Source organism: Vreelandella sp. L-25, from assembly GCF_056857535.1.
This window is the reverse complement of sequence record NZ_JBSXNH010000044.1, coordinates 1-22,061: the sequence shown is the minus strand read 5'-3', so window position 1 is coordinate 22,061 and position 22,061 is coordinate 1. Positions and strand designations below refer to the sequence as shown.

At 55.2% G+C, this 22,061-nt stretch carries 20 protein-coding genes and 4 tRNA genes; 10 read left to right on the top strand and 14 right to left on the bottom strand.

Annotated features, from left to right (window positions below):
* Positions 1-60: 60 nt before the first annotated feature.
* Complete coding sequence (locus AC13CN_RS04645; protein ID WP_044628122.1) at positions 61-1,194, top strand: AI-2E family transporter; 1,134 nt, start codon at positions 61-63, stop codon at positions 1,192-1,194.
* 60 nt (positions 1,195-1,254) lie between these two features.
* Here the strand turns inward: AC13CN_RS04645 and trxA are convergent, their stop codons facing one another.
* Positions 1,255-1,638, bottom strand: a complete 384-nt coding sequence (gene trxA / locus AC13CN_RS04640) for a thioredoxin (protein ID WP_074210775.1) — start codon at positions 1,636-1,638, stop codon at positions 1,255-1,257.
* Positions 1,639-1,926: 288 nt separating this feature from the next.
* On the opposite strand from trxA, the gene cysB reads away from it, so the two are divergent.
* Complete coding sequence (gene cysB / locus AC13CN_RS04635) at positions 1,927-2,901, top strand: HTH-type transcriptional regulator CysB (RefSeq protein WP_058576285.1); 975 nt, start codon at positions 1,927-1,929, stop codon at positions 2,899-2,901.
* A gap of 71 nt (positions 2,902-2,972) precedes the next feature.
* On the opposite strand, the gene AC13CN_RS04630 is transcribed toward cysB, so the two are convergent.
* Positions 2,973-3,593 carry a phosphoadenosine phosphosulfate reductase domain-containing protein gene (locus AC13CN_RS04630; protein WP_044628120.1) on the bottom strand — a complete coding sequence of 207 codons (621 nt, stop codon included), beginning with the start codon at positions 3,591-3,593 and terminating at the stop codon, positions 2,973-2,975.
* Between the two features lie 118 nt (positions 3,594-3,711).
* Entirely contained in the window at positions 3,712-5,070 is a 1,359-nt protein-coding gene (gene pabB / locus AC13CN_RS04625) for an aminodeoxychorismate synthase component I (RefSeq protein WP_289099844.1), read from the bottom strand.
* 250 nt (positions 5,071-5,320) lie between these two features.
* Here pabB and AC13CN_RS04620 point away from each other — a divergent pair, with 250 nt between their 5' ends.
* From AC13CN_RS04620 to prpF, 5 genes are all read left to right on the top strand, one after another.
* Positions 5,321-6,064, top strand: a complete 744-nt coding sequence (locus AC13CN_RS04620) for a GntR family transcriptional regulator (RefSeq protein ID WP_044628118.1) — start codon at positions 5,321-5,323, stop codon at positions 6,062-6,064.
* A 14-nt stretch (positions 6,065-6,078) separates the two neighbouring features.
* Positions 6,079-6,981: a methylisocitrate lyase gene (prpB, locus tag AC13CN_RS04615; protein WP_058576287.1), complete on the top strand. Its 903-nt coding sequence runs from the start codon at positions 6,079-6,081 to the stop codon at positions 6,979-6,981.
* Between the two features lie 79 nt (positions 6,982-7,060).
* Positions 7,061-8,188 carry a bifunctional 2-methylcitrate synthase/citrate synthase gene (gene prpC / locus AC13CN_RS04610; protein WP_062375736.1) on the top strand — a complete coding sequence of 376 codons (1,128 nt, stop codon included), beginning with the start codon at positions 7,061-7,063 and terminating at the stop codon, positions 8,186-8,188.
* A 31-nt stretch (positions 8,189-8,219) separates the two neighbouring features.
* Positions 8,220-10,859, top strand: a complete 2,640-nt coding sequence (gene acnD, locus AC13CN_RS04605) for a Fe/S-dependent 2-methylisocitrate dehydratase AcnD (protein ID WP_483053032.1) — start codon at positions 8,220-8,222, stop codon at positions 10,857-10,859.
* Between the two features lie 79 nt (positions 10,860-10,938).
* A complete protein-coding gene (gene prpF / locus AC13CN_RS04600; RefSeq protein ID WP_483053031.1) occupies positions 10,939-12,117 on the top strand; it encodes a 2-methylaconitate cis-trans isomerase PrpF in 1,179 nt (392 codons plus the stop codon).
* Positions 12,118-12,186: 69 nt separating this feature from the next.
* Here the strand turns inward: prpF and AC13CN_RS04595 are convergent, their stop codons facing one another.
* Positions 12,187-12,471 (bottom strand): ComEA family DNA-binding protein, encoded by a 285-nt coding sequence (locus AC13CN_RS04595; protein WP_044628113.1) that lies wholly within the window; start codon positions 12,469-12,471, stop codon positions 12,187-12,189.
* Between the two features lie 283 nt (positions 12,472-12,754).
* Between AC13CN_RS04595 and pyrF the strand changes: the two genes are divergently transcribed.
* A complete protein-coding gene (gene pyrF / locus AC13CN_RS04590; protein ID WP_058576291.1) occupies positions 12,755-13,459 on the top strand; it encodes an orotidine-5'-phosphate decarboxylase in 705 nt (234 codons plus the stop codon).
* On the opposite strand, the gene lapB is transcribed toward pyrF, so the two are convergent.
* The 3 genes from lapB to AC13CN_RS04575 form a co-directional block, all read right to left on the bottom strand.
* Entirely contained in the window at positions 13,460-14,659 is a 1,200-nt protein-coding gene (gene lapB / locus AC13CN_RS04585; RefSeq protein WP_044628111.1) for a lipopolysaccharide assembly protein LapB, read from the bottom strand. It abuts the gene before it with no gap.
* Positions 14,660-14,965 (bottom strand): LapA family protein, encoded by a 306-nt coding sequence (locus tag AC13CN_RS04580; RefSeq protein WP_074210773.1) that lies wholly within the window; start codon positions 14,963-14,965, stop codon positions 14,660-14,662. It abuts the gene before it with no gap.
* Between the two features lie 99 nt (positions 14,966-15,064).
* Positions 15,065-15,361 (bottom strand): integration host factor subunit beta, encoded by a 297-nt coding sequence (locus AC13CN_RS04575; RefSeq protein WP_044628109.1) that lies wholly within the window; start codon positions 15,359-15,361, stop codon positions 15,065-15,067.
* A 220-nt stretch (positions 15,362-15,581) separates the two neighbouring features.
* Here AC13CN_RS04575 and AC13CN_RS04570 point away from each other — a divergent pair, with 220 nt between their 5' ends.
* Entirely contained in the window at positions 15,582-15,875 is a 294-nt protein-coding gene (locus AC13CN_RS04570) for an FAD assembly factor SdhE (protein ID WP_044628108.1), read from the top strand.
* Positions 15,876-16,245: 370 nt separating this feature from the next.
* On the opposite strand, the gene nadB is transcribed toward AC13CN_RS04570, so the two are convergent.
* The 7 genes from nadB to uvrY all read right to left on the bottom strand — a co-directional run bounded on the left by nadB (position 16,246) and on the right by uvrY (position 21,612).
* Complete coding sequence (gene nadB / locus AC13CN_RS04565; protein WP_253557557.1) at positions 16,246-17,853, bottom strand: L-aspartate oxidase; 1,608 nt, start codon at positions 17,851-17,853, stop codon at positions 16,246-16,248.
* A 200-nt stretch (positions 17,854-18,053) separates the two neighbouring features.
* Positions 18,054-18,140: transfer RNA gene (locus AC13CN_RS04560), tRNA-Leu, on the bottom strand.
* Positions 18,141-18,179: 39 nt separating this feature from the next.
* Positions 18,180-18,253, bottom strand: a tRNA-Cys gene (locus tag AC13CN_RS04555).
* A gap of 25 nt (positions 18,254-18,278) precedes the next feature.
* Positions 18,279-18,353 (bottom strand) — tRNA-Gly (locus AC13CN_RS04550).
* A gap of 99 nt (positions 18,354-18,452) precedes the next feature.
* The gene (gene pgsA, locus AC13CN_RS04545; protein WP_044628106.1) at positions 18,453-19,001 is read right to left on the bottom strand and encodes a CDP-diacylglycerol--glycerol-3-phosphate 3-phosphatidyltransferase; all 549 of its coding nucleotides are present in this window, start codon (positions 18,999-19,001) and stop codon (positions 18,453-18,455) included.
* 99 nt (positions 19,002-19,100) lie between these two features.
* Positions 19,101-20,915 (bottom strand): excinuclease ABC subunit UvrC, encoded by a 1,815-nt coding sequence (gene uvrC, locus AC13CN_RS04540; protein WP_137094495.1) that lies wholly within the window; start codon positions 20,913-20,915, stop codon positions 19,101-19,103.
* Positions 20,916-20,961: 46 nt separating this feature from the next.
* Positions 20,962-21,612 (bottom strand): UvrY/SirA/GacA family response regulator transcription factor, encoded by a 651-nt coding sequence (gene uvrY / locus AC13CN_RS04535; RefSeq protein ID WP_058576295.1) that lies wholly within the window; start codon positions 21,610-21,612, stop codon positions 20,962-20,964.
* A 175-nt stretch (positions 21,613-21,787) separates the two neighbouring features.
* Between uvrY and AC13CN_RS04530 the strand changes: the two genes are divergently transcribed.
* A tRNA-Ala gene (locus tag AC13CN_RS04530) sits at positions 21,788-21,863 on the top strand.
* Positions 21,864-22,061: the final 198 nt, after the last annotated feature.

Genomic DNA, 22,061 nt, shown 5'->3' with positions numbered 1-22,061 from the left:
GGTTTGTGCAATAACAGGCAAGCAGCCATTATGTATGGATAACACGCTAAGGAAAGGGCTATGTCGAAGTTGTCGGATGAGGATTATCGAAGTATCCCGCTCAATGCCACACTGGCGCTTGCCGCGTTGGTAGTGATTATTGCGGGAATGAAAGTGGGCGCGGACCTGTTGGTGCCGCTACTGCTGGCGGTGTTTATTGTCGTGGTGTGCACCTCACCCGTGCAGTGGCTGCATCGCTGCGGTTTGAGTCGGCGGATGTCGGCGTTGATTACGCTACTGGTGTTGGTGGGTTTTATATCGCTGATTGGCCTGTTGGTGGTCAATAGCTTCAGTACCTTTGTTGAAGCGCTGCCTGATATTGAAACCAGGCTTTACGAGCACTACTGGGACTTGCTCAATGCGCTGGCCTCTCATGGGTTGGCTATCGACCCCGACCAGCTCAGTTCGATGTTTGCCATGGAGGAGAGCGGCTCCTGGGTGGCCACACTGCTGGGTGAGATTGGCTCGCTGTTTATGCAGGGCAGTATCGTCGCGCTGCTGGTGATTTTCATGCTGTTCGAGACGCTGAATTTTCGCGATAAGGTGTCCCGGGCGCTTGAAAATCCGGCACCGAGCTTGGAGCGGTTTAGTGAATTTAGCCTAACGCTAAAACGCTACTTGGCGGTTAAAACCGTGATTAGTTTGGCAACCGGTGTGTTGGTCTGGCTCTCGTGCCTGCTGGTGGGCGTTGAGTTTCCGCTGCTGTGGGGCGTATTGGCATTTGCGCTTAACTTTATTCCTAATATTGGCTCGGCGTTGGCTGCGATTCCGCCGGTACTGCTGCTGTTGGTTTCTCAGGATGGCGGTGTGCTGCAGGCGTTTCTGTTGGCATCGGCGTACTTGGTCATCAACTTTATTTTGGGCAATTTGATTGAGCCTAGAGTGATGGGGCAGGCGCTGGGGTTATCCACCTTTGTGGCGTTTCTTTCACTGGTGGTGTGGGGGTGGGTCTTTGGCGCGGCGGGCATGCTGCTGTCGGTGGTGCTAACGATGACGCTAAAGATTGCTCTGGATAGCCACCCTCAAACGCGCTGGATAGCCCATCTATTAGGGCCGGGTAAGCAGCGTAATGTACAGATGAGACGCCCTGGAGACGCGCGTCGGCCGCCTTGGAAGCGGGGTGAGTGGGCGAAGCGAGAAGAAAGCGACGCTTAGGCAGGCAATGCCAATAAGAGCAGAGATACCGCTGGCAGTGCCAGCGGTAACGTTACCAGCTTAGGCGTTTTGGTCGATAAACTGGGTCAACTGCGACTTAGATTGCGCACCAACCAGTGAAGCGACTTTAGTGCCGGATTTAAACAGCATGACGGTGGGTACACCGCGGACGCCTTGTTCTGCGGCAATTTCAGGTGCATCGTCAACATTCACACTGACGACTTTCAGGTTATCGCCACGCTCAGCGGCCACTTCATCAACAACAGGTGCCATGACTTTACACGGGCCGCACCAGGGGGCCCAGAACTTCAGCAGGACAGGCTGTTCGGCGTTGAGGACTTCTTGCTCAAAATTGGCGTTGGTGACATCAACATTGTTAGCCATTTGCTTCTCCCGTTTGCGTTGCTCTTGCTGTTTCGTTGCCTCAAGTGGAGCAACGGTCATTACGCGATATATTAGCGCATTTTTACCGCGTCAAGGTGCCAGATGTTAGCGGGCGAGAAGGGTGCTGGCAAATTCCTGATGCGATTTGTCGTTAAATAGAAAAAATTAATAGATGTTCATAGTCTCTATTTTTTATATTATAAGTGAATTACGAGGCGTTTTTTTATTCAAAAATGTGCTCATTGAGCCATGAAATTGAGCCACGAAACCGCGCGCTTGGCTAAGCACACAGTGGCAGCGTGAGGATGCGCTTTTACGTGCTTCCTGCATAGATTATAGGGTGAGGATATGAAGCTACAGCAACTTCGCTATATCTGGGAAGTCAATCGACACAACCTGAACGTCTCGGCAACGGCGCAGAGTTTGTTTACCTCTCAACCGGGTATCTCAAAGCAGATTCGTTTGCTGGAGGATGAGCTAGGCGTTGAAATCTTTGCTCGCAGTGGCAAACATTTAACCCGCGTCACTCCTGCTGGGCAGTCGATTATCGAGCTAGCAGGCCAGGTACTTAAGCTGACCGAAAATATCAAGCAGGTGGCGCAAGAGCATAGCGACGAGCGCCGCGGGAGCCTGGCGATTGCCACGACCCATACTCAGGCTCGCTATGCGCTGCCGCCGATTATCAGTGAATTTACTCTGAAATACCCCGAAGTGGCGCTGCATATGCAGCAAGGCACGCCTAAGCAGATTGCCCAGATGGTGAGCGAAGGGCTGGCAGATTTTGCTATTGCGACGGAGTCATTAGAGCTATTTACCGATTTAGTGCTGCTGCCGTGCTACCGCTGGAACCGTTGCGTACTAGTGCCCAAAGAGCACCCACTGGCAGCGCTGGATGGCCCGCTAACGCTTGAGGCCCTGGCCGAGCATCCGCTGGTGACTTACGTGTTCGGGTTTACCGGGCGTTCACAGTTAGACGATGCATTCAAAGCGAAGGGCTTAACACCCAATGTGGTACTAACCGCTGCCGATGCCGATGTGATCAAGACTTACGTTCGCCTAGGTATGGGCGTTGGCATTGTCGCTCACATGGCCGTAGATCCGGTGCTAGATAGTGACCTAGTGGCTCTGGATGCCAGCCATTTATTTGCCAGCTCCACCACTAAAATCGGCATTCGGCGTGGCACCTTTATGCGCGGCTACATGTACGACTTCCTGGCTCGCTTTGCGCCTCACTTAACCCGTGACCGGGTGGACGAAGCACTCATGGCCGGGCCGCGCTTTGAGCAAGCGCTGTTTGAGGGTGTAGAACTGCCCGAGTATTAAGTGCTATTTCATTTTAAGCCCAGGCGGGAAGCCTGGGCGTCGTGCTGGGTATTGGTAGCTTTATTGGTAGCTTAGTGCTGAAGGTGTAGCCCGCATTCGCGTTTCTCTTCTACCTTGGTGGGGTCAAAGTAGTCGAAGTTGTTGGGTAGGTCGTGGGCCTCTAAGTAGTAGTACATATCTTTAGCGGTCCACTGCAGCAGTGGGGCGACTTTTAGTAAGCCGTCGCTATTGCGGCTAACCACCTGCATTTTAGCCCGTTCGGGCGTGTCTTCGGCACGTAGCGCGGTAAACCACACATCGGGTTGCATCTCGCGTAGTGCGCGCTCAAATGGTTCAAGCTTCACTTCTTGAGTAAAGGCATCATGGCGCGGGTCATCAATGCCGGGCATGGGACCTTCCAGCGCTTCGCGGTGGGCGCGAGTGCGCTTTGGTAAAAAGCTGACAATGTTTAAGTTGAGGCGCTGGATCAGCGCATCGGCGAACTGGTAAGTCGCCTCGGTGTTGTAACCGCTATCCATCCAGACAATGGGGATATCAGGGCGTACTTGCGTCACCATATGCAGAATGACCGCTTCGAAGGGGCGGAAGTTGGTGGTGCAGATAGGGCGTTCGCCCTGGCTGAACGCCCACTCAATCAGTTCTTGAGGGTTGTTGGCAAAGTCGCGATTAATCTGTTCAAGCGTTGAGGACATGCGGCCTCCTAAGTGAAAAAGTGTGCAATGCCCCTAGGCTACCAAAGGCGGGGGGCTTCTCCCCAATACCGTTTGGTTAGGCTTTTATATTTCTTTTTGATGTAAGAACGTTGATCGCTTATTCCAAAGCGTCTATTAAGTGGCGGATCTTATCCAGCGTTTCGGTGTACTCTTCATCTGCTTTTGAATCCGCCACCAGCCCGCCGCCACCCCACACGTGGAGAGCGCCATCGTCAGCCACCATTGTGCGTATGGCAATGGAGGTGTCCATGCTGCCGCGAACATCGATATAACCCAGGCTGCCGCAGTAAACGCTGCGCTGGCAGGGTTCCAGCTCATCAATAATCTGCATCGCCCGTATTTTTGGCGCGCCGGTAATCGAGCCGCCAGGAAACGCGGCGGTGAGCAGCGAAAGCGGTGAGTGCTGGGCAGCAAGTTGGCCCTGTACCACGCTGACTAAATGGTGCACGTTGGGATAGCTCTCAAGCTGGCACAGCTGCGGCACGCGAATAGAGCCAGGTGTGCATACGCGCCCTAGGTCATTACGCAGCAAGTCCACAATCATCACGTTCTCCGCGCGATCTTTAGTACTGCTGAGCAGCTCGTCCGACAGGGCACGATCCTCTTCTGGGGTTCTTCCTCGTGGGCGGGTGCCTTTTATCGGGCGGGTTTCCACCAAGCCGTCACGGCACTGGATAAAGCGCTCAGGGGAGAGTGATAAAACAGCTTGGCTACCCCATGCCATAAAGCCTGAAAAGGGCGTAGGCGTTGCTTCACGCAGTTTAAGGTATGCCTGCCACTCGTCTCCTTGATAGCGGGCCGAAAAGCGCTGGGCCAAATTGATTTGGTAGCAGTCCCCCGCAAGGATATAGCGCTGTACCGCCGCAAAACGCTCGGTATATTCTGCCTGGCTAAGTTCGGCTATAAACGGCTGTGTGAGCCGAAAGGCGTGGCTAGGTGTTGCTGGTTCGTTTAACCACTCCATTGCCTGCTTGCGCCGCTGTTCGCTGCCTACCAGCCACGCTTGTTCGGTGACGTGGTCAAATGTGATACACCAATCAAACAGCCCTAAACGCGCTAAAGGTAACTGGGTGACGGGCGGGTGCTGGCTGGGTATGTCTGCATGGTTGCGGCCAAGGTCATAGCTCCAGTAACCCATCAGGCCACCTAAAAAGGGGAGCTCGCTCTTGAGGTTGGCTGTGGGTAGCTGCTCTAAAAGCCACTGCTGCTGTGCATGGCTGTTGCCCATCAACGATGGGGGGAGTGTCAGCGTGTCAGACTCAAACGCTGTGTGGCCATCTGGCGATATTTTTAGCGTAGCGAGGGGGTCACTGCTAAGGATGTCGTAACGCCCGGTTGTGGCCTTCGGACGGCCGCTATCGAGCAACACCGCACCGGGGCGTTGCCTGAGTTTGGCAAACAGTGCCAAAGGGTCGGAAGAGTAGGGCAGGGCTGTAATCGTCAACGCCGTTGTCATGAAGCAAACGCCAGGCCAGTGAGGGCGCCATATTTTATAGGTCGTACCACCATCGCACCAGCAGAAGCCATCGACGACTTTCTCACGCTTGAGGTGCGAGCTATTCTAATTTATTTGATTGTTGACAGTTGCTTCCCGGGTCCATACCCGCTTGCAACGAAAGACGTATAAAAACGCCTATTTTGCATGGTTGACGAGGGAAATAGAGAGGGATAAAGTTCCTCTATTCCTTGATTGTCGACAATAAGCCATGACGTTACTTGCTACAACCTCCTCGCCTTCCGATGAAGCCTCGTCCGAGCCGGTCTCACCTGAGGTGCGTACGCTCGCAGAGCGCGTGTTTCATCAGCTGCAAAGCGCCATTGTGCGCGGCGAGCTAGCGCCAGGCAGTAAAATTACCGAGCCAGGGCTATCCAAAACCTACGGTATCTCCCGTGGGCCGCTGCGTGAAGCCATGCGACGCCTGGAAGCTCACCGCTTGATTGAACGCGTGCCCCACGTGGGCGCGCGGGTGGTCAAACTCTCCATGAAAGAGCTGCTGGAGCTCTTCGACGTACGCGAAGCCTTAGAGAGCATGGCTGCCCGCTTGGCCGCCGAGCATATGTCGCCTGAGGAGATTCAGGGCTTACGCGATGTACTGGCGGTGCATGAAAGCCAGGGCGACTTAAAGCGCGGTGAAGCCTATTACCAGCGTGAAGGCGACCTGGATTTCCATTATTGCATTGTTCAAGGCAGCCACAACAAGATGCTGATGAACCTGCTTTGCGATGACCTTTACTACCTAGTGCGCCTCTATCGTACCCAGTTTAGCGCCAGCGGTACGCGCCCCCAGCGGGCATTTGTAGAACACCACCGTATTGTGGACGCTATTGAAGCCGGTGACGCTGAGCTTGCCGAGCTATTGATGCGCCGCCATGTCAGCGCTTCTCGTGCCAATGTCGCTGACCGCTATGCCGCCATTCTCGAACAACAATCAACAACATCTGCCGACTAAAGGAGCTAACGCCCATGTCTACGACACCATCATCCAAGCTTACCCCTGGGGCACGGTTTCGTGCCGCGCTTGAAGCCAATCGCCCGCTGCCGATTTTAGGCACCATCAACGCCTATACGGCCATGATGGCTGAGCGTGTAGGCCATCAAGCCATTTATCTTTCGGGTGGTGGTGTGGCGAATGCATCGTTTGGCCTGCCGGATCTAGGTATGACCACCATGAACGACGTAGTGGAAGATGCACACCGCATCTGTGGCGCCACTGAGTTGCCGCTGCTGGTGGATATCGATACAGGGTGGGGCGGTGCGTTTAATATTGCCCGCACTGTGAAAGAGATGCAGCGGGCAGGCGTGGCGGCTGTTCACTTGGAAGACCAAGTAGCGCAAAAGCGCTGCGGCCACCGGCCGAACAAAGCCATTGTCTCGCAGCAGGAAATGGTAGACCGCATCAAAGCCGCCGCCGATGCCAAGCTGGACCCCGATTTCTACCTCATCGCACGCACCGATGCGTTCCAAAAAGAGGGGCTGGACGCTGCCATCGAGCGGGCGAACGCCTGCGTGGAAGCAGGTGCCGACGCTATCTTTGCCGAAGCGGTACATACGCTGGATGACTATAAGGCATTCTGCCAGCGAGTAAATGCTCCCATTTTGGCCAACATTACCGAGTTCGGCGCGACGCCGCTGTTTAGCCAGCAGGAGCTGGGTGAAGTGGGTTGCCGCATGGTGCTCTACCCGCTCTCGGCGTTCCGGGCCATGAATGCCGCCGCGTTGAAGGTGTACCAGAGCATTCTAGATAACGGTCATCAACGTGAGGTGGTCGACACCATGCAGACCCGCGATGAGCTGTACGACTTTTTGAATTACCACGACTTTGAGCAAAAGCTTGACGCGCTGTTTGCCGAGCAAAAAGACGTTTAACGAAAGCGAGCTCTTTAGCTAACAGCGCTAATTTACTAACAACACTTATAAAACTAATAAGTACGTCAGGAGAGATAACATGGCTGATAAACCGCTAGCAGGCGCAGGACTTCGGGGGCAGAGCGCAGGTGCGACGGCCCTATGTACCGTGGGTAAAACCGGTTCCGGCCTCACCTATCGCGGCTTTGATATTAAGGAGCTGGCTGAAAAAGCCAAATTTGAAGAAGTCGCCTACCTGCTGTTGAAAGGCAAACTGCCCAACCAGGCGGAGCTTGACCACTACATTGCCAAGCTAAAAGGCCTGCGTGGCCTGCCTGATGCGCTGAAAACCGTGCTGGAGCAGATTCCCAAAGACGCTCACCCGATGGACGTGATGCGTACGGGGGCCTCCATGCTGGGTAACCTGGAAACCGAGGAGAGCTTTGACGAGCAGCAGGACGTGGCGGATCGCCTGCTGGCGGTGCTGCCCTCGATTATTTGCTACTGGTATCGCTTCAGCCATGACGGCGTGCGTATTGATACCGAAACTGATGATGCCTCGGTAGGTGGCCACTTCCTACATATGCTGCGCGGCGAGCCAGCCTCTGAGCTTCATGCTCACGTGATGAACGTCTCGCTGATTCTCTATGCCGAGCACGAGTTCAATGCTTCAACTTTCACCGCTCGGGTATGCGCTTCTACGCTTTCCGATATGCACTCTTGTATCACCGGCGCGATTGGCTCGCTGCGCGGCCCTTTGCATGGCGGTGCCAACGAAGCTGCCATGGCGATGATCGAGAACTGGGCATCGCCAGAGGAAGCAGAGCGGGAAATGCTCGGTATGTTGGAGCGTAAAGAGAAGATCATGGGCTTTGGTCACGCCATCTATCGTGAGTCGGACCCGCGCAACGCTATTATCAAAGAGTGGTCCAAAAAGTTAGCTGAAGATGTAGGCGACACGGTGCTCTATCCGGTGTCGGTACGCTGTGAAGAGGTAATGTGGCGGGAGAAGAAGCTGTTCTGTAATGCGGACTTCTTCCATGCCAGCGCTTACCACTTCATGGATATCCCGACCAAGCTGTTTACACCGATTTTCGTGATGTCCCGGGTGACTGGCTGGGCAGCGCATGTGTTCGAGCAGCGTGCCAACAACCGCATTATTCGCCCCAGCGCCGATTATATCGGTCCTGAGAAGAGCGAATGGGTACCCATCGAAGCGCGTGACTGATCGGTTGCGTGGTGACTAAGTGAGAGGCGTTATGAACACGAATTATCGCAAGCCGCTACCGGGCGTTCTGGTAGAGGGCGAGCCGGTAGAGTTCTTCGATGCACGCCAAGCGGTCGAGGATATCCAGCACGGCGCCTATGCCAAACTGCCCTACACCTCGCGCGTATTGGCCGAACAGCTGGTACGTCGCTGTGACCCGGAGCTGCTCACTGATGCTCTAAAACAGCTCATTGAGCGCAAGCAGGATTTAGATTTTCCCTGGTACCCGGCGCGGGTGGTATGTCACGACATTCTTGGCCAAACCGCGCTGGTAGATTTAGCTGGCCTGCGTGATGCCATTGCCGATAAAGGCGGTGACCCGGCCAAGGTCAACCCGGTTGTGCCCACTCAGCTTATCGTCGACCACTCGCTGGCCGTCGAACATGCGGGCTTTGAGAAGGACGCTTTCGAGAAAAACCGCCAAGTGGAAGATCGTCGTAACGACGACCGCTTCCACTTTATTAACTGGACCAAGCTGGCGTTTGAAAACGTCGACGTGATTCCTCCCGGCAACGGCATCATGCACCAGATCAACCTGGAGAAGATGTCCCCAGTGGTGCAGTGCCGCCCTGATGAGCAGGGCGTGCGTATTGCCTATCCAGATACATGTGTGGGTACCGACAGCCATACGCCCATGGTAGATGCGCTCGGGGTAATCTCTGTGGGAGTGGGTGGTTTAGAGGCAGAGAGCGTCATGCTTGGTCGCGCCTCCATGATGCGCCTGCCGGATATTGTCGGGGTCGAGCTTACCGGCAAACTACAGCCGGGGATTACCGGCACGGATATGGTGCTGGCGATTACCGAGTTTCTGCGTAAAGAGCGCGTAGTGGGCGCTTACTTAGAGTTCTACGGCGAAGGCGCTGACGCGCTGACCGTGGGCGACCGCGCCACGATTTCCAATATGACGCCGGAGTATGGTGCTACGGCGGCGATGTTCTACATCGATAACCAAACCATTGAGTATCTCAAGCTCACTGGGCGTGAAGATGAGCAAGTCGCGCTGGTGGAAGCGTATGCCAAGCATACTGGGCTATGGGCAGATGATCTCAAGAGTGCCTATTACGAACGGGTATTGACGTTTGATCTCTCAAGCGTGGAGCGCACGTTGGCTGGCCCTTCTAACCCCCATGCCCACCTGCCTACTTCCGAGCTGGCAAAGCGGGGTATCGCCATCGACTTGGATAAAGCCCAGGCCGATGAGCAGGCAGGCAGAATGCCGGATGGTGCGGTGATTATTGCCGCCATCACCAGCTGCACCAACACGTCTAACCCGCGCAATATGGTGGCGGCTGGGTTGATTGCTCGCAACGCCAACCGGTTAGGGCTGACCCGCAAACCGTGGGTGAAGTCGTCGCTGGCCCCTGGCTCCAAAACCGTCAAGATGTACTTAGAAGAAGCGCACTTGATGGATGAGTTGGAAAACCTCGGCTTTGGTGTGGTGGCCTACGCCTGTACCACCTGTAACGGGATGTCTGGCGCGCTGGAGCCGCACATCCAGCAGGAAATCATTGACCGCGACCTGTACGCCACGGCAGTGCTGTCCGGCAACCGTAACTTCGATGGGCGTATTCACCCCTACGCCAAGCAGGCATTTTTGGCCTCACCGCCGTTGGTTGTGGCGTATGCCATTGCGGGCACCATTCGCTTTGATATCGAAAAAGACGTGCTGGGGTATGACACGCAGGGTAATCCGGTCACCCTCAAGGATATCTGGCCCGACGATAGCGAAATCGATGCTATCGTGAAGTCGGCGGTGAAGCCCGAGCAGTTCCGCCAAACCTATATCCCGATGTTCGATCTGGATAAAAGTGCGCGTACGCAGGTAAGCCCGCTCTACGAATGGCGGCCCCAGAGCACCTACATTCGCCGCCCGCCCTACTGGGAAGGCAACATGGCTAAAGAGCGTGGGCTGAAGGGCATGCGCCCGCTGGCGATTCTGCCGGACAACATCACCACCGACCACCTTTCGCCTTCCAATGCCATCATGCTCGATAGCGCGGCGGGGGAGTACCTGCACAAAATGGGCCTGCCGGAGGAGGACTTTAACTCCTACGCCACCCATCGCGGGGATCACCTGACCGCCCAGCGGGCAACGTTGGCGAACCCGAAACTGTTCAACGAAATGGTCCACGACGAGCAGGGCAAGGTGCTGCAGGGGTCGCTGGCGCGGATCGAGCCGGAGGGCAAGGTGACCCGCATGTGGGAAGCCATCGAGACCTACATGGCCCGCAAGCAGCCGCTGATCATTATCGCCGGTGCGGATTATGGCCAAGGCTCGTCTCGTGACTGGGCCGCCAAAGGCGTCGCGCTCGCAGGGGTGGAAGCCATTGTCGCCGAAGGCTTCGAGCGCATTCACCGCACGAACCTGATCGGTATGGGTGTTATGCCGCTGCAGTTCGAGGAAGGGACCACGCGGAAAACCCTAGAGTTGGACGGCACGGAGGTCTTCGATGTGGAAGGCACGCCTGAACCCCGCGCCATGCTCACGCTGGTTATCCACCGCACTAGCGGCAGCACCGAGCGCGTGCCAGTGGTTTGCCGATTGGATACGGCCGAAGAAGTGACCATCTATTCAGCCGGTGGCGTGCTGCAGCGGTTTGCCCAGGACTTTTTGGAATCCTCCGTTGCCTAGTGGTCTCAGCGCAATGGTAAGGGTGTGATTGATAGTGAATAGCCTGGCAGTTGCCAGGCTATTTTTTAAGAGGTGCGTCATGGCTCATAAAGCACAAATCGGTATTCCCGCCACCTATATGCGGGGCGGCACCAGTAAGGGGGTGTTTTTCACTCTGGGCGACCTACCCCCCGCCGCTCAGGTGCCCGGTGAGGCGCGGGATAAGCTACTGCTGCGGGTGATAGGCAGCCCCGACCCTTATGAAAAACAAATTGATGGCATGGGGGGCGCCACTTCCAGTACCAGCAAAACGGTGATTCTCTCGAAGAGTGACTCGCCCGATCACGATGTGGATTACCTATTCGGCCAAGTCTCCATCGATAAGCCCTTTGTGGATTGGAGCGGCAACTGCGGCAACCTATCCGCGGCGGTGGGGCCTTACGCTATCGCCAATGGTTTAGTTGACCCTGCCAAGGTGCCGCAAAACGGCATCGCAGAAGTACGTATTTGGCAGGTCAATATTCAGAAAACCATTGTTGCCCAAGTGCCCATAACTGATGGTGAGGTGCAAGAAACCGGTGATTTTGAGTTGGATGGCGTGACCTTTCCAGCGGCAGAAATCCCCGTCGCGTTTATGGACCCTGCTGATGGCGAGGGCGCTATTTTTCCCACCGGTAACGTGGTCGATGACCTAGAGGTGCCGGGTGTTGGTGTGCTGAAAGCAACGCTGATTAATGCAGGCATTCCAACGGTGTTCGTCAATGCTGAGGCGCTGGGCTACACCGGGTGTGAACTGCAAGAAGCGATTAATGGGAATGCCAAGGCGCTGGAGATGTTCGAAACGATTCGCGCCCACGGTGCTGTCCGCATGGGATTGATTAACCATGTGGAGGAGGCCGCCAGCCGTCAGCATACCCCCAAAGTGGCCTTTGTGGCCCCCGCGGCTAGCTATACGGCATCGAGTGGGAAAGCCGTCAATGCTGAAGATATTGACTTGGTGGTGCGGGCGCTCTCGATGGGCAAGCTACACCACGCCATGATGGGCACGGCGGCGGTCGCTATTGGCGCGGCAGCGGCGATTCAGGGCACGTTGGTGAATTTAGCGGCCGGTGGCATTGAGCGTGAAGCGGTGACGTTTGGCCATCCTTCAGGGTCACTTCGGGTTGGGGCGAAAGCCAGCCTGGTAGACGGGCGCTGGCAGATTGATCAGGCGGTAATGAGCCGCAGTGCACGAGTGTTAATGGAAGGGCGAGTGCGAGTGCCCGGCGATACAATTTAAGCGGCTTGTCAGCACTGCCACCGCCGATGTGTAACCGTGCGGTGGCATGTGGTGGGTTGCTTTTTAAATTTACTCTTCAAATTTGATTTGATCACGCATACGGTCAACGGTGGCTGGCCCAATGCCGTTCACGCGGGTCAGATCATCGGCATTTTCAAAGGCACCGTTGGCTTCGCGCTCTTCAATAATCGCTGTCGCGCGGCTTGGGCCAATACCGGGCAGCTCAGCAAGCAGTTCCTCATCGGCACTGTTGACGTTAATCGGCGCAATGGCTTGAGCCATCGCTGTTCCTGATAGGCCAAGGCTGAGGCTAATAAGTAGTGCGGCTGCGATACGCTTAAACGTTGTCTGCATCGTTAACATCCTTCTGTTTTTTCCATTGAGCCAGTCGCGTACTCAGCACGAAAGGCCATGAGCGCAGCGATAGGAGTGAAGCTTTATTCGCCGCCTTAGTTGAAATTAGCATTTAGAACAGTGAATGCTGTAAGTCATCGACGATGGTTTTTGTAAGCCTTTTGCTACAGGGAAATGGCCAATCGCTTACACTGCAAGCTCTGTGGGGCTGGTACACTAATCAATACCCATCGCGTCAATGGCGCAATTTCCCTTTAAGCGTTCACGAACACGGAGTAAGCGCGTGTCCACCGATTCCCCACTGATTATTGCCCTGGATTACCCTTCGCTTGATGCAGCTCTGTGCATGGCAGACCAGCTTGACCCTACTCGGTGCCGTCTCAAAGTCGGTAAAGAGCTGTTTACGCGAAGTGGCCCTGCCGTACTGGAAGCGCTCCATGGACGTGGTTTCGATGTGTTCCTGGATCTTAAATTTCACGATATTCCTAATACCGTGGCCAGTGCTGTTCAGGCGGCGGCAGAGCAGGGTGTTTGGATGGTAAACGTTCACGCCTCTGGCGGGCGCAAAATGATGGAGGCAGCGGCAAAGCGCTTATCCGACCATCAGCTTACTACGCACTTAATTGCGGTCACGGTGCTGACTAGCATGCAGGCGGAAGACTTGGCGGATGTGGGCATTACTGCAAGCCCTGCTGAGCACGTCATGCGCTTGGCAGCCCTGGCCCAGCAAAGCGGATTAGACGGCGTGGTGTGCTCGGCGCAGGAGGCGGCGCAGATCGAGGCGCAGTGCGGCAGCGCATTCTTAAAAGTAACGCCCGGTATTCGTCCTAGCTTTGCGGCGGCGAACGATCAACAGCGCATCATGACGCCTGCTGACGCAATGCAGGCGGGTAGCACGCATTTAGTGGTAGGTCGTCCGGTCACGCAAGCAGAAGACCCTATGGCAGCATTAGCGGCTATTGAGGCCGAGCTGGTAGGTGGGCAATAGCTATTCGCCCTCGACGCCGGTAATTGGTTTAATAGTGCCCCAGCGGCGGCAGCTGGGGCACTGCCAAGCCAGGCTGTCGCTACTAAACCCACAGCGGCGGCAGCGATGGCGGGGGCGTCCCTTCAGCAGGGCATCGGTATGGTGTTTTAGTAAGAGGAGTCGGGTATCCGGTGTGGCTTTACCAGCGAGCCGTTCACTTTCCAGGTAGAGATCAACTAGGTAATCAAGCCCTCCTAGGCTGGGCGCTTCACTCAGCCACTCGCCGGTTCGCTCGATAGCGCTGTCTACTCCATCTCTTTGATGAACGAGTTCCCCTAGCGTCACAATGACGCTGGTATACGGCGCTTGGCCTAGTAGTTTATACAGGTGGCTTTCCAGGCCGGGTAAGTTGTTATTGCGGGTATAAGCGCGCTGGAGCGCTGGTAGCATGGTCGGTACGTGAGCGATATCCTGCTGGGGTATATGATTAAGCCGCTCGATAGCTTTTGCATAGTGACCATTATCCATCTCTAATTCAGCCAGCATTAAGGTGGCGCGAATACAGCGCTCATCCAACTGGAGCGCTTTTTTAAGGTGCTTACGCGCCATTGCGCGGCTAGATTGATCAATTTCCTGTTGGGCAAGTTCACAGAGCCAGTGTGATGCAGGGCGGCGCATGGCGGGTTGCTGCTTAATCAGCGGTTGAACAACGTCTAGCGCGTCTTGCCACTCTTTTTCTCGCTCAAGTAAATCAATCAGCAGCCGCTTCGCTTCTAGACGGAGCGCTTCGTTCACCGAGTGTTCTAGCAGGCTGCGCAGTAGCCGCTGGGCTCGGTCGTGCACACCCAAGGCGATAAAGTCGCGGGCGAGCTCAAGCTGAATGATTTCATTAGTCGTGGTAGAGAGTGCTGGGCGGGCTAGCAGGTTTTGATGAATGCTAACGGCTTTATCTGCTTCACCGCGGGCACGGAAAAGCTTGCCAAGGGCAATATGAGTATCAATGGTGTCGCTATTAACATCCAATGCATGGATAAAGGTGTTAATCGCTTCGTCGGGCTGCTCGTTCAGCAGATAGTTCAGCCCGACGAAGTATTCCCGTGATAAGCCGGGAGTACGCGAGGCGGGGGAGTGCTGCTGGCGGCGGTAGGCGTAACGGATGCCTAGGCCAAAGCCGATGGCAATGGCTGCCAAGAGTACGCCTAGCAGCACAGCATCATGCATTTACGCCAGTTCCTTCAACCCCTGAGTGCGTAACCGGTCTAGCTCTTTGCGCTGCTGTTTATTGTGACGCTCACTGCGGGTAAGCCGTGCTTTCAGGCGAACATAAACACCCAGCATGGCCAGCATGCCGACAATGACGCCCACCGCTAGGGTGGCTAGTAGCCATACGGAGAGTGATACGGCAGGCAGTTCAGCCCAAATTAGGTTTAAGGCAATGGCTTGCTGGTTATTCACAGCAAACAGAATGCCCACCAGCATCACTACCAATAAAATGACGGCCAGAATCAGCCCTTTGATCCAACGCATGAGAGTTTCCTAATCAGTGACGTTCACGATGATGCTATTGTGTCTGAGTCTGGGCGCGACGTCATCCCGCAGAAGGTCGGATGGCGCTATTAACTCGCTTTAGTAACCTAAAGCGCGGCTCGCATCGACTTGTTCGCGCAGCTCCTTGCCCGGTTTAAAGTGCGGTACGTATTTGCCGTCTAAATCTACCGGGTCGCCGGTTTTAGGATTACGCCCCGTGCGCGGCTTGCGATAATGAAGCGAAAAGCTGCCAAAACCACGGATCTCTACTCGTCCTCCAGTGGCGAGAGCATCGGTCATATCATCTAGGATAATACGCACCGCTGTTTCGACATCCTTGGCGGATAGCTCCGGTTGACGCATCGCAATTTGTTCGATTAGTTCAGACTTGGTCATCGGTTGGCTCCCTGCGTTTAAAGGCCGTAATGCACATGCGACCTCGATAACTTTGAAATCAGCATACTGCGCATAACCGCATAAAACAATTCAGATAAAACAAGGTACTAGGCAAGTTAGTACGAAGCTGATTAACAGCATAGGCGAAGCTTGGCCCTGGCGCGACCCCACAGCTTCGGTATACTGGCTTTTCATTTTCATCTACTCGGAGAGGCTGACGTTGAGCGACGATACTTCCCCCGCCGCTGTGCTTCGTAAGCGGCTTTACTGGCACTCCCGGCGCGGTATGTGGGAGCTGGATCTGCTGTTAATTCCCTTTTTAGAAAAACGCTTCGACACGCTGAGCGAAGAGGAGCAGTTGACGTATCAGCGTTTGATTGAAGAAGAGGATCAAGATTTGTTCGTTTGGCTGATGCATCGTGAGTGGCCTGAAGACCCTGACTTGCGCCATCTTGTGCAAATGATCGTTGAGCATGCTGAAACCACCGATAACACTGCTTATCGCACGCTCTAAGCTGGCAGGCGGGCTTTGCGGGGCGTTGGTGCTGGGGCTGGCGATATTAGCAGGTTGGGCGATAGGCCATTGGTTAGGGGGATTAACGCTAAGCATTGGGATGGCGCTGGTGTATGGCTCCTATAGTGCGCAGCCATGTGGGGCGCTGCAGCTCACCAAGAACGGCAGCCAGATAGAGGGATGCTGGTTGCTAGCCACTGGAGAGGCGGGGCCGACATTAGGAGTTAGCTGTGACTATCTAGGGCCTTGGCTAGTAGGGCTTCGTATGGGATCACAGCGTCTCTGGTTATGGCCAGACAGTCTCCCAGGTGACAGTCAGCGCGCCCTGCGCCGATGTTTCCATCGGCCTGGTCGATAGTTTGGCAGGGCGTTAGTGCGGAAGCCCTGCTAAACGCAAACTATCTAGTGTCAGTTGAGAAGGGGCGGAGGTGGCCTGATGTTCTGGCCAGTCAATAGAGTAATGCAAGCCCCGAGACTCGTGGCGTTGAGAGGCGGCCAGCACAGTGAGTTGAGCAAGCATAATGGCTTGCCTTAGTCGCATACTTTCTGGGTGCGACATCGCTTTATCTAGCTTTTCCAATTCTTTTTTGATTTCTGCCAGTGCTTCACTGGCGGTAGCAAGGCCTTGGTCGCTTCTTACTATCGATACGTATTGACTCATGACGCTGCGCATCTTAAAGCGGAGCTTTCTAAGTGCCTCTAGTTCCACGTTAATGTTGGGCTGGATGATAGGTGCTTGATGATCATCCCCTGTATTCAGCGGCTCATTGGGTGGCGAGGGCAAGGAGAGCAGATGCCGGGCGCAGCTACGCGCATAAACCAAACACTCAAGCAGCGAATTGCTAGCCATACGGTTTGCGCCGTGGAGGCCGGTGTAGGCCGTTTCGCCAATGGCATAAAGGTTGGCAACGTCGGTAGCGCCAGCGTGGTCGGTAGCGACGCCGCCACAGCTATAATGGGCGGCGGGCACAACGGGGATCGGTTGGCGCGTAATATCCATTCCCCGCGAGGCGCAATGAGCCAAAATTGTAGGGAAGTGATGGCGTATAGAGGCTTCCCCTAAGTGGCGTATATCTAGCCAGACGTGCCCCAGCGTGCCTTGCTGAATCTGTGCATCAATGGCTCTGGCCACCACATCTCTAGGCGCTAGCTCGGCACGTGGATCGAGGTCGGGCATAAAACGATGGCCAGCTTCGTTAAGCAGGTGGCCGCCTTCACCGCGCACCGCCTCGCTAATCAGAAAGGCTGGGCCATCCGGGTCGAATAGGCAGGTAGGGTGAAACTGCTGAAACTCAAGATTGGCAAGCGTTGCTCCCAGCTCAGCCGCCATCATCATACCTTCGCCGCTGCTGGGTGCTGGGGTGGTGGTGTGCCGGTATAACCCGCTTGCGCCGCCGGTAGCGAGAACGGTGTGATGGGCATAAAACGCTTGTAGGCGCTGCTCGCTATCGACACCTTGGGTGCCAATGCAGTGGCCCTCAGCGTTACTCAGCAGGGTGAGAATGGTCAGGTCGCTGCGCTGAGTAATGCCAGGGTGGGCGGAGACTTTATTGACCAAGGTTTCAACTACCGCACGACCGGTGGCGTCATCGGCATGAATAATGCGTCGCGCGTTGTGCCCACCTTCTCGGGTCAGGTGGTAGGGGTAGCGGGCACTTGGGTCCGGGTCGGGCGTAAACGGCACACCGTTGTCAATGAGCCATTGAATCGCCTCAGGACCATGGGTGACGGTAAAACGAACGGCGTCTTCATCGCATAGTCCATCGCCAGCGATGAGGGTATCGCGTACATGGTCGTCGAGATTGTCATCCGGAGAGAGCACTGCCGCAATGCCGCCCTGTGCCCAGCGGCTGGCTCCTTGATCATCCAGTGCCGGACGTACCAGCGTGACTGACAAGTGGTCAGCAACTTCTAGCGCTAGGGTGAGGCCGGCGACGCCGCCGCCGATAATAAGTAGGTCGGTTGTTGGCGTGCTCATAGGGGCCCGCTCCTTCTTTTTGCTATCAAAAGCCGCGCGCAACACGCTTTCACAGGGAGGATGGCATCATAGCGTGACCACTGGCGCTTAGCGATGGTGTAGGCAAAAAAGTGAAAGGTAACTGATCGGGTGGGCGTTAAACACAAAAAAGCCGCGTAGATCAGAAGATCTCGCAGCGTCATGTTCTTACTAACAATTCATGGTGCCCGGAGCCGGACTTGAACCGGCACGGAGTTGCCTCCGAGAGATTTTAAGTCTCTTGCGTCTACCAATTTCGCCATCCGGGCAGTGTATCGGCGCTTTAGCAGCAATCGCTACACTGACAATGGAGGCTGGAGTCGGAATCGAACCGGCGTACACGGAGTTGCAGTCCGCTGCATAACCACTCTGCCATCCAGCCTAACAAGTCATTGGTGTTAACCAAATGGAGCGGGAAAAGAGATTCGAACTCTCGACCCTCGCCTTGGCAAGGCGATGCTCTACCACTGAGCTATTCCCGCTCGACTCGAGGGCGAATTATACGCATCGCTGCGCGCTTGTCAAACAATCAATTTATCAACGGGTTCAAAGAGCTACTGTGCTGCTGACATTTATGCTGCCTACATTGAGCGACTAAGGTGCGGCCAAGCAGCTTTTAGATACTGAGCCATTGACCAAAGCGTGAGAGCAGCGGCAGCGTACAGAACAACCACGCCCAGTAGCGCGATTTCGTGCCCTGGCGGGAAGGCCAGCAGCACCAGAATGGCGACCATCTGCAGCGTGGTTTTTAGTTTGCCAACCCAAGAGACTGCCACCATGCCGCGTTTACCCATTTCGGCCATCCACTCCCGCAGGGCTGAAATAACGATCTCACGACCGATAATCACCAGTGCGGGCAGCGTCAGGATCAGCGTGTCGAAACGCTCAATTAACAGTGCAAGCGCCACGGCGACCATAAGTTTGTCTGCCACAGGGTCTAAAAAGGCGCCGAAGGGTGTCGACTGATTCCAGCGGCGGGCCAGGTAGCCATCGAGCCAGTCGGTGACCGATGCTAGGGCAAATAAACCAGCGGCAACCGGCATGCTCCAACTGAAAGGTAGATAAAACAGTACTACCAGTAGAGGGATAAAGACGATTCTTGCCAGTGTAAGTATGTTGGGTATATTCATCGCAGGGCGCGATCCTTGCCGGAGAATCATGAAAGTCGGAGTGTAATGTGCGGGTTATTCTATCCCCCTTAGCGCATTGCATCCATGTTAAGAACAAGTTTATCCATTCAGTGCCGTATAAATGGTCTCTGCGAGGGCTGCATTAATTCCGGGCACCCTGGCTAGTTCATCACGGCTGGCCTTTTGTACGCCCTGTAGGCCACCAAAAAAGCGCAGAAGTTCACGCCGCCGTTTAGGGCCTATGCCAGGAATATCCTGCAAAGTAGACGTGCGTCGCGCTTTGTCTCGCGCTGCCCGGTGGCCTGCAATCGCAAAGCGGTGGGACTCATCGCGGATATGCTGGATTAAATGCAGTGCCGGCGAAGCCGGATCTAAAGGTAGCGGGTTATCGCTGGTCTCTAAGAAGAGAGTTTCCAGCCCGGCCTTGCGAGTGGTTCCTTTGGCAACGCCTAGTAGGATGATGTTGGTGACCGAAAGGTCGTTTAGTACCTCGCGTGCCATATTGAGCTGCCCTTTGCCGCCATCCACAATCAGAATATCGGGGGCCACTGCTTCTCCGTTTTTTACCCGCTTCAGGCGCCGCGTCAGCGCTTGTTGCATGGCGGCGTAATCATCCCCTGCTGCGATGCCTTCAATGCGGAAGTGGCGATAGTCACTTTTACGCGGGCCTTGGTGGTCAAACACCACGCAAGACGCCACGGTGGCTTCGCCCTGGCTGTGGCTGATATCGAAACACTCAAGCCGCTCTGGCAGTTTTTCCAGTCCCAGCGCTTTTTGCAGTGCCTCAAACCGCTGAGTGAGCTGGGTTTTATTGGCCAGCTGTGATGCAAGCTGCTGCTCGGCGTTGGTCATGGCGAGGTGCTGCCATTGGGCGCGATGCCCGCGCACTTGGCTTGCTACTCTGACTTTTTTGCCTGCTTGCTGAGAGAGGGCATCGGCAATCAGAGTGCTATCTTCCAGCGGGAGGCTAGTAATTACTTCTCGGGGTACGTTATGCGGCTGGCCAAAATAGTATTGACTAACCACTTCGGTCAGCAGCATTTCTGGCGGCAGGTCTAGATCATTCTTTGGCGTATGGTGCCGAGCGCCCAGTAGACGACCATCACGCACGCTCAATATGGAGATGCCGAGTGCGCCAGTGCGTTGGGCTAAGGCGAAAACGTCTGCGTCGCCGCTCTCGTTATCCACAAACTGGCGCTGCTGCAGCTGGCGTAGCTGCTGGATTTGGTCACGCAGGCGTGCGGCCTCTTCAAAGTGGAGCGCTTGGCTGGCTACTTCCATCTCTTGGGTTAATAGCTGGGTCACGTGCTCGCTTTTGCCTTCTAGGCACATCACCGCATGTTCCACATCCCGGCGATACTCCTCTTCTGAGATGTAATCAACACAAGGGGCGCTGCAGCGCTGAATTTGATACTGCAAGCAAGGGCGAGAGCGGTGGGCAAAAACACTGTCTTCGCAGTTACGGATGCGAAAAATTTTCTGCATCAGTGTCAGGCTCTCTTTTACGGCCCCGCTGCTGGGGTAGGGGCCCAGGTAGCGGCCATCGTCGCGACGCTGGCGTGCTCGCTTATATTCCAAAGCGGGGTAGGGGTGGCGGTCAGTGACAAACACAAACGGGTAGGATTTATCATCCCGTAGCAGGATGTTGTAGGGCGGGCGAAGCTCCTTAATTAATGTTTGTTCAAGCAGCAGTGCTTCGGTTTCGCTACGGGTAACCGTAATTTGAATATCGGCAATGCGTGCCACCATCGCCTGGGTTTTGGTATTGAGCTGGCCGCGGAAATAGCTTGCCAGCCGTGCTTTCAAACGCTTCGCTTTGCCGACATAGAGCGTGTTTTGCTCCTCATCCAGCATGCGGTAAACACCGGGTGAAGTGCTGACAGAGCTTAAAAACTGCTTGGCATCAAAAGTCATAGCTGGGCATTGGAGCTCTTAAACGGCAGAAGCTGCGATGGTAGGTCTATCCCATAGTGGCGTCAAAACCTTCGACTAGACCGTGGCGTAAGGCGAGATGGGTCAACTCGACATCACTGGTGACATGTAGCTTATCAAACAAGCGATAACGGTAAGTGTTAACAGTTTTAGGGCTAAGGTGTAGACGGTCAGAAATATCTTGTACTCGCTGACAGTTGACGATCATCAAAGCAATTTGTAGCTCGCGATCAGAGAGCTGGTTAAATGGGCTATCTTCGTCAGTGAAGTGGGCGAGTGCTAGCCGCTGTGCAATTTCTTGGCTTATATAGCGCCCGTTGCGGAAGACTTGGCGAATGGCATCGGTCATTTCCACCGCATCAGCCCCTTTGCTTAAAAAGCCCGATGCACCGGCTTCAAGCATGCGCCTCAGGACGCTGTCCTCTAAGTGGGCGGTAAGAATGATAACCTTAATGTCAGCCAGGGTGCGATGAATACGCCGTGTGGCTTCTAGCCCGCCGATACCCGGCATACGAATATCCATGAGGACAATGTCAGGCTTTAGTTGTCGGCACTGGGCGACGGCGCTCTCTCCATCATCCACTTCGCCCACAATTTTAATATCGGACTCTTCGTTTAGCAGGTGGGCGATGCTGGTTCTCACCAGGTGGTGATCATCGGCAATTAAAACGTTGATCAAAGGTCTGGCTCCTGCAGGTAATCATCGTGGACTCAAGCGATACGCACGCTGCGAACCTATAGAGTGCCACAGCTCTCAGCAAAGGAGAATTAGATGATGCTGGTTTGCTTTAATGCTTGACTCTTACAGTGCTGTGGATTAGTATTCGCCCCGCTGCACGAAGCTGGCAGCATGTGGGGCCTTAGCTCAGCTGGGAGAGCGCAACACTGGCAGTGTTGAGGTCAGCGGTTCGATCCCGCTAGGCTCCACCAATATTTCTAAACGCTACGTTATTTATAACGTGGCGTTTTTTTATGGTGCGCCAGGCATGCGCCAGGCATGGCGCGCAGCGCCAATTAGGCGCTATCCGGTCCGCCGTGGTGGTTGGTCGGATGACTTGGGGGTGAAAGTCCCCTACGGACCCTGATAGCGGGAACCGTTAGCTGAACAGCAAGGGTGTTCGTCGTGAG

Excerpts from the sequence above, each read along its gene's own strand:
- AC13CN_RS04645 (WP_044628122.1), top strand. The coding sequence starts at position 61 with ATGTCGAAGTTGTCGGATGAGGATTATCGAAGTATCCCGCTCAATGCC.
- trxA (WP_074210775.1), bottom strand. The coding sequence starts at position 1,638 with ATGACCGTTGCTCCACTTGAGGCAACGAAACAGCAAGAGCAACGCAAA.
- cysB (WP_058576285.1), top strand. The coding sequence starts at position 1,927 with ATGAAGCTACAGCAACTTCGCTATATCTGGGAAGTCAATCGACACAAC.
- AC13CN_RS04630 (WP_044628120.1), bottom strand. The coding sequence starts at position 3,593 with ATGTCCTCAACGCTTGAACAGATTAATCGCGACTTTGCCAACAACCCT.
- pabB (WP_289099844.1), bottom strand. The coding sequence starts at position 5,070 with ATGACAACGGCGTTGACGATTACAGCCCTGCCCTACTCTTCCGACCCT.
- AC13CN_RS04620 (WP_044628118.1), top strand. The coding sequence starts at position 5,321 with ATGACGTTACTTGCTACAACCTCCTCGCCTTCCGATGAAGCCTCGTCC.
- prpB (WP_058576287.1), top strand. The coding sequence starts at position 6,079 with ATGTCTACGACACCATCATCCAAGCTTACCCCTGGGGCACGGTTTCGT.
- prpC (WP_062375736.1), top strand. The coding sequence starts at position 7,061 with ATGGCTGATAAACCGCTAGCAGGCGCAGGACTTCGGGGGCAGAGCGCA.
- acnD (WP_483053032.1), top strand. The coding sequence starts at position 8,220 with ATGAACACGAATTATCGCAAGCCGCTACCGGGCGTTCTGGTAGAGGGC.
- prpF (WP_483053031.1), top strand. The coding sequence starts at position 10,939 with ATGGCTCATAAAGCACAAATCGGTATTCCCGCCACCTATATGCGGGGC.
- AC13CN_RS04595 (WP_044628113.1), bottom strand. The coding sequence starts at position 12,471 with ATGCAGACAACGTTTAAGCGTATCGCAGCCGCACTACTTATTAGCCTC.
- lapB (WP_044628111.1), bottom strand. The coding sequence starts at position 14,659 with ATGCATGATGCTGTGCTGCTAGGCGTACTCTTGGCAGCCATTGCCATC.
- AC13CN_RS04580 (WP_074210773.1), bottom strand. The coding sequence starts at position 14,965 with ATGCGTTGGATCAAAGGGCTGATTCTGGCCGTCATTTTATTGGTAGTG.
- AC13CN_RS04575 (WP_044628109.1), bottom strand. The coding sequence starts at position 15,361 with ATGACCAAGTCTGAACTAATCGAACAAATTGCGATGCGTCAACCGGAG.
- nadB (WP_253557557.1), bottom strand. The coding sequence starts at position 17,853 with ATGAGCACGCCAACAACCGACCTACTTATTATCGGCGGCGGCGTCGCC.
- pgsA (WP_044628106.1), bottom strand. The coding sequence starts at position 19,001 with ATGAATATACCCAACATACTTACACTGGCAAGAATCGTCTTTATCCCT.
- uvrC (WP_137094495.1), bottom strand. The coding sequence starts at position 20,915 with ATGACTTTTGATGCCAAGCAGTTTTTAAGCTCTGTCAGCACTTCACCC.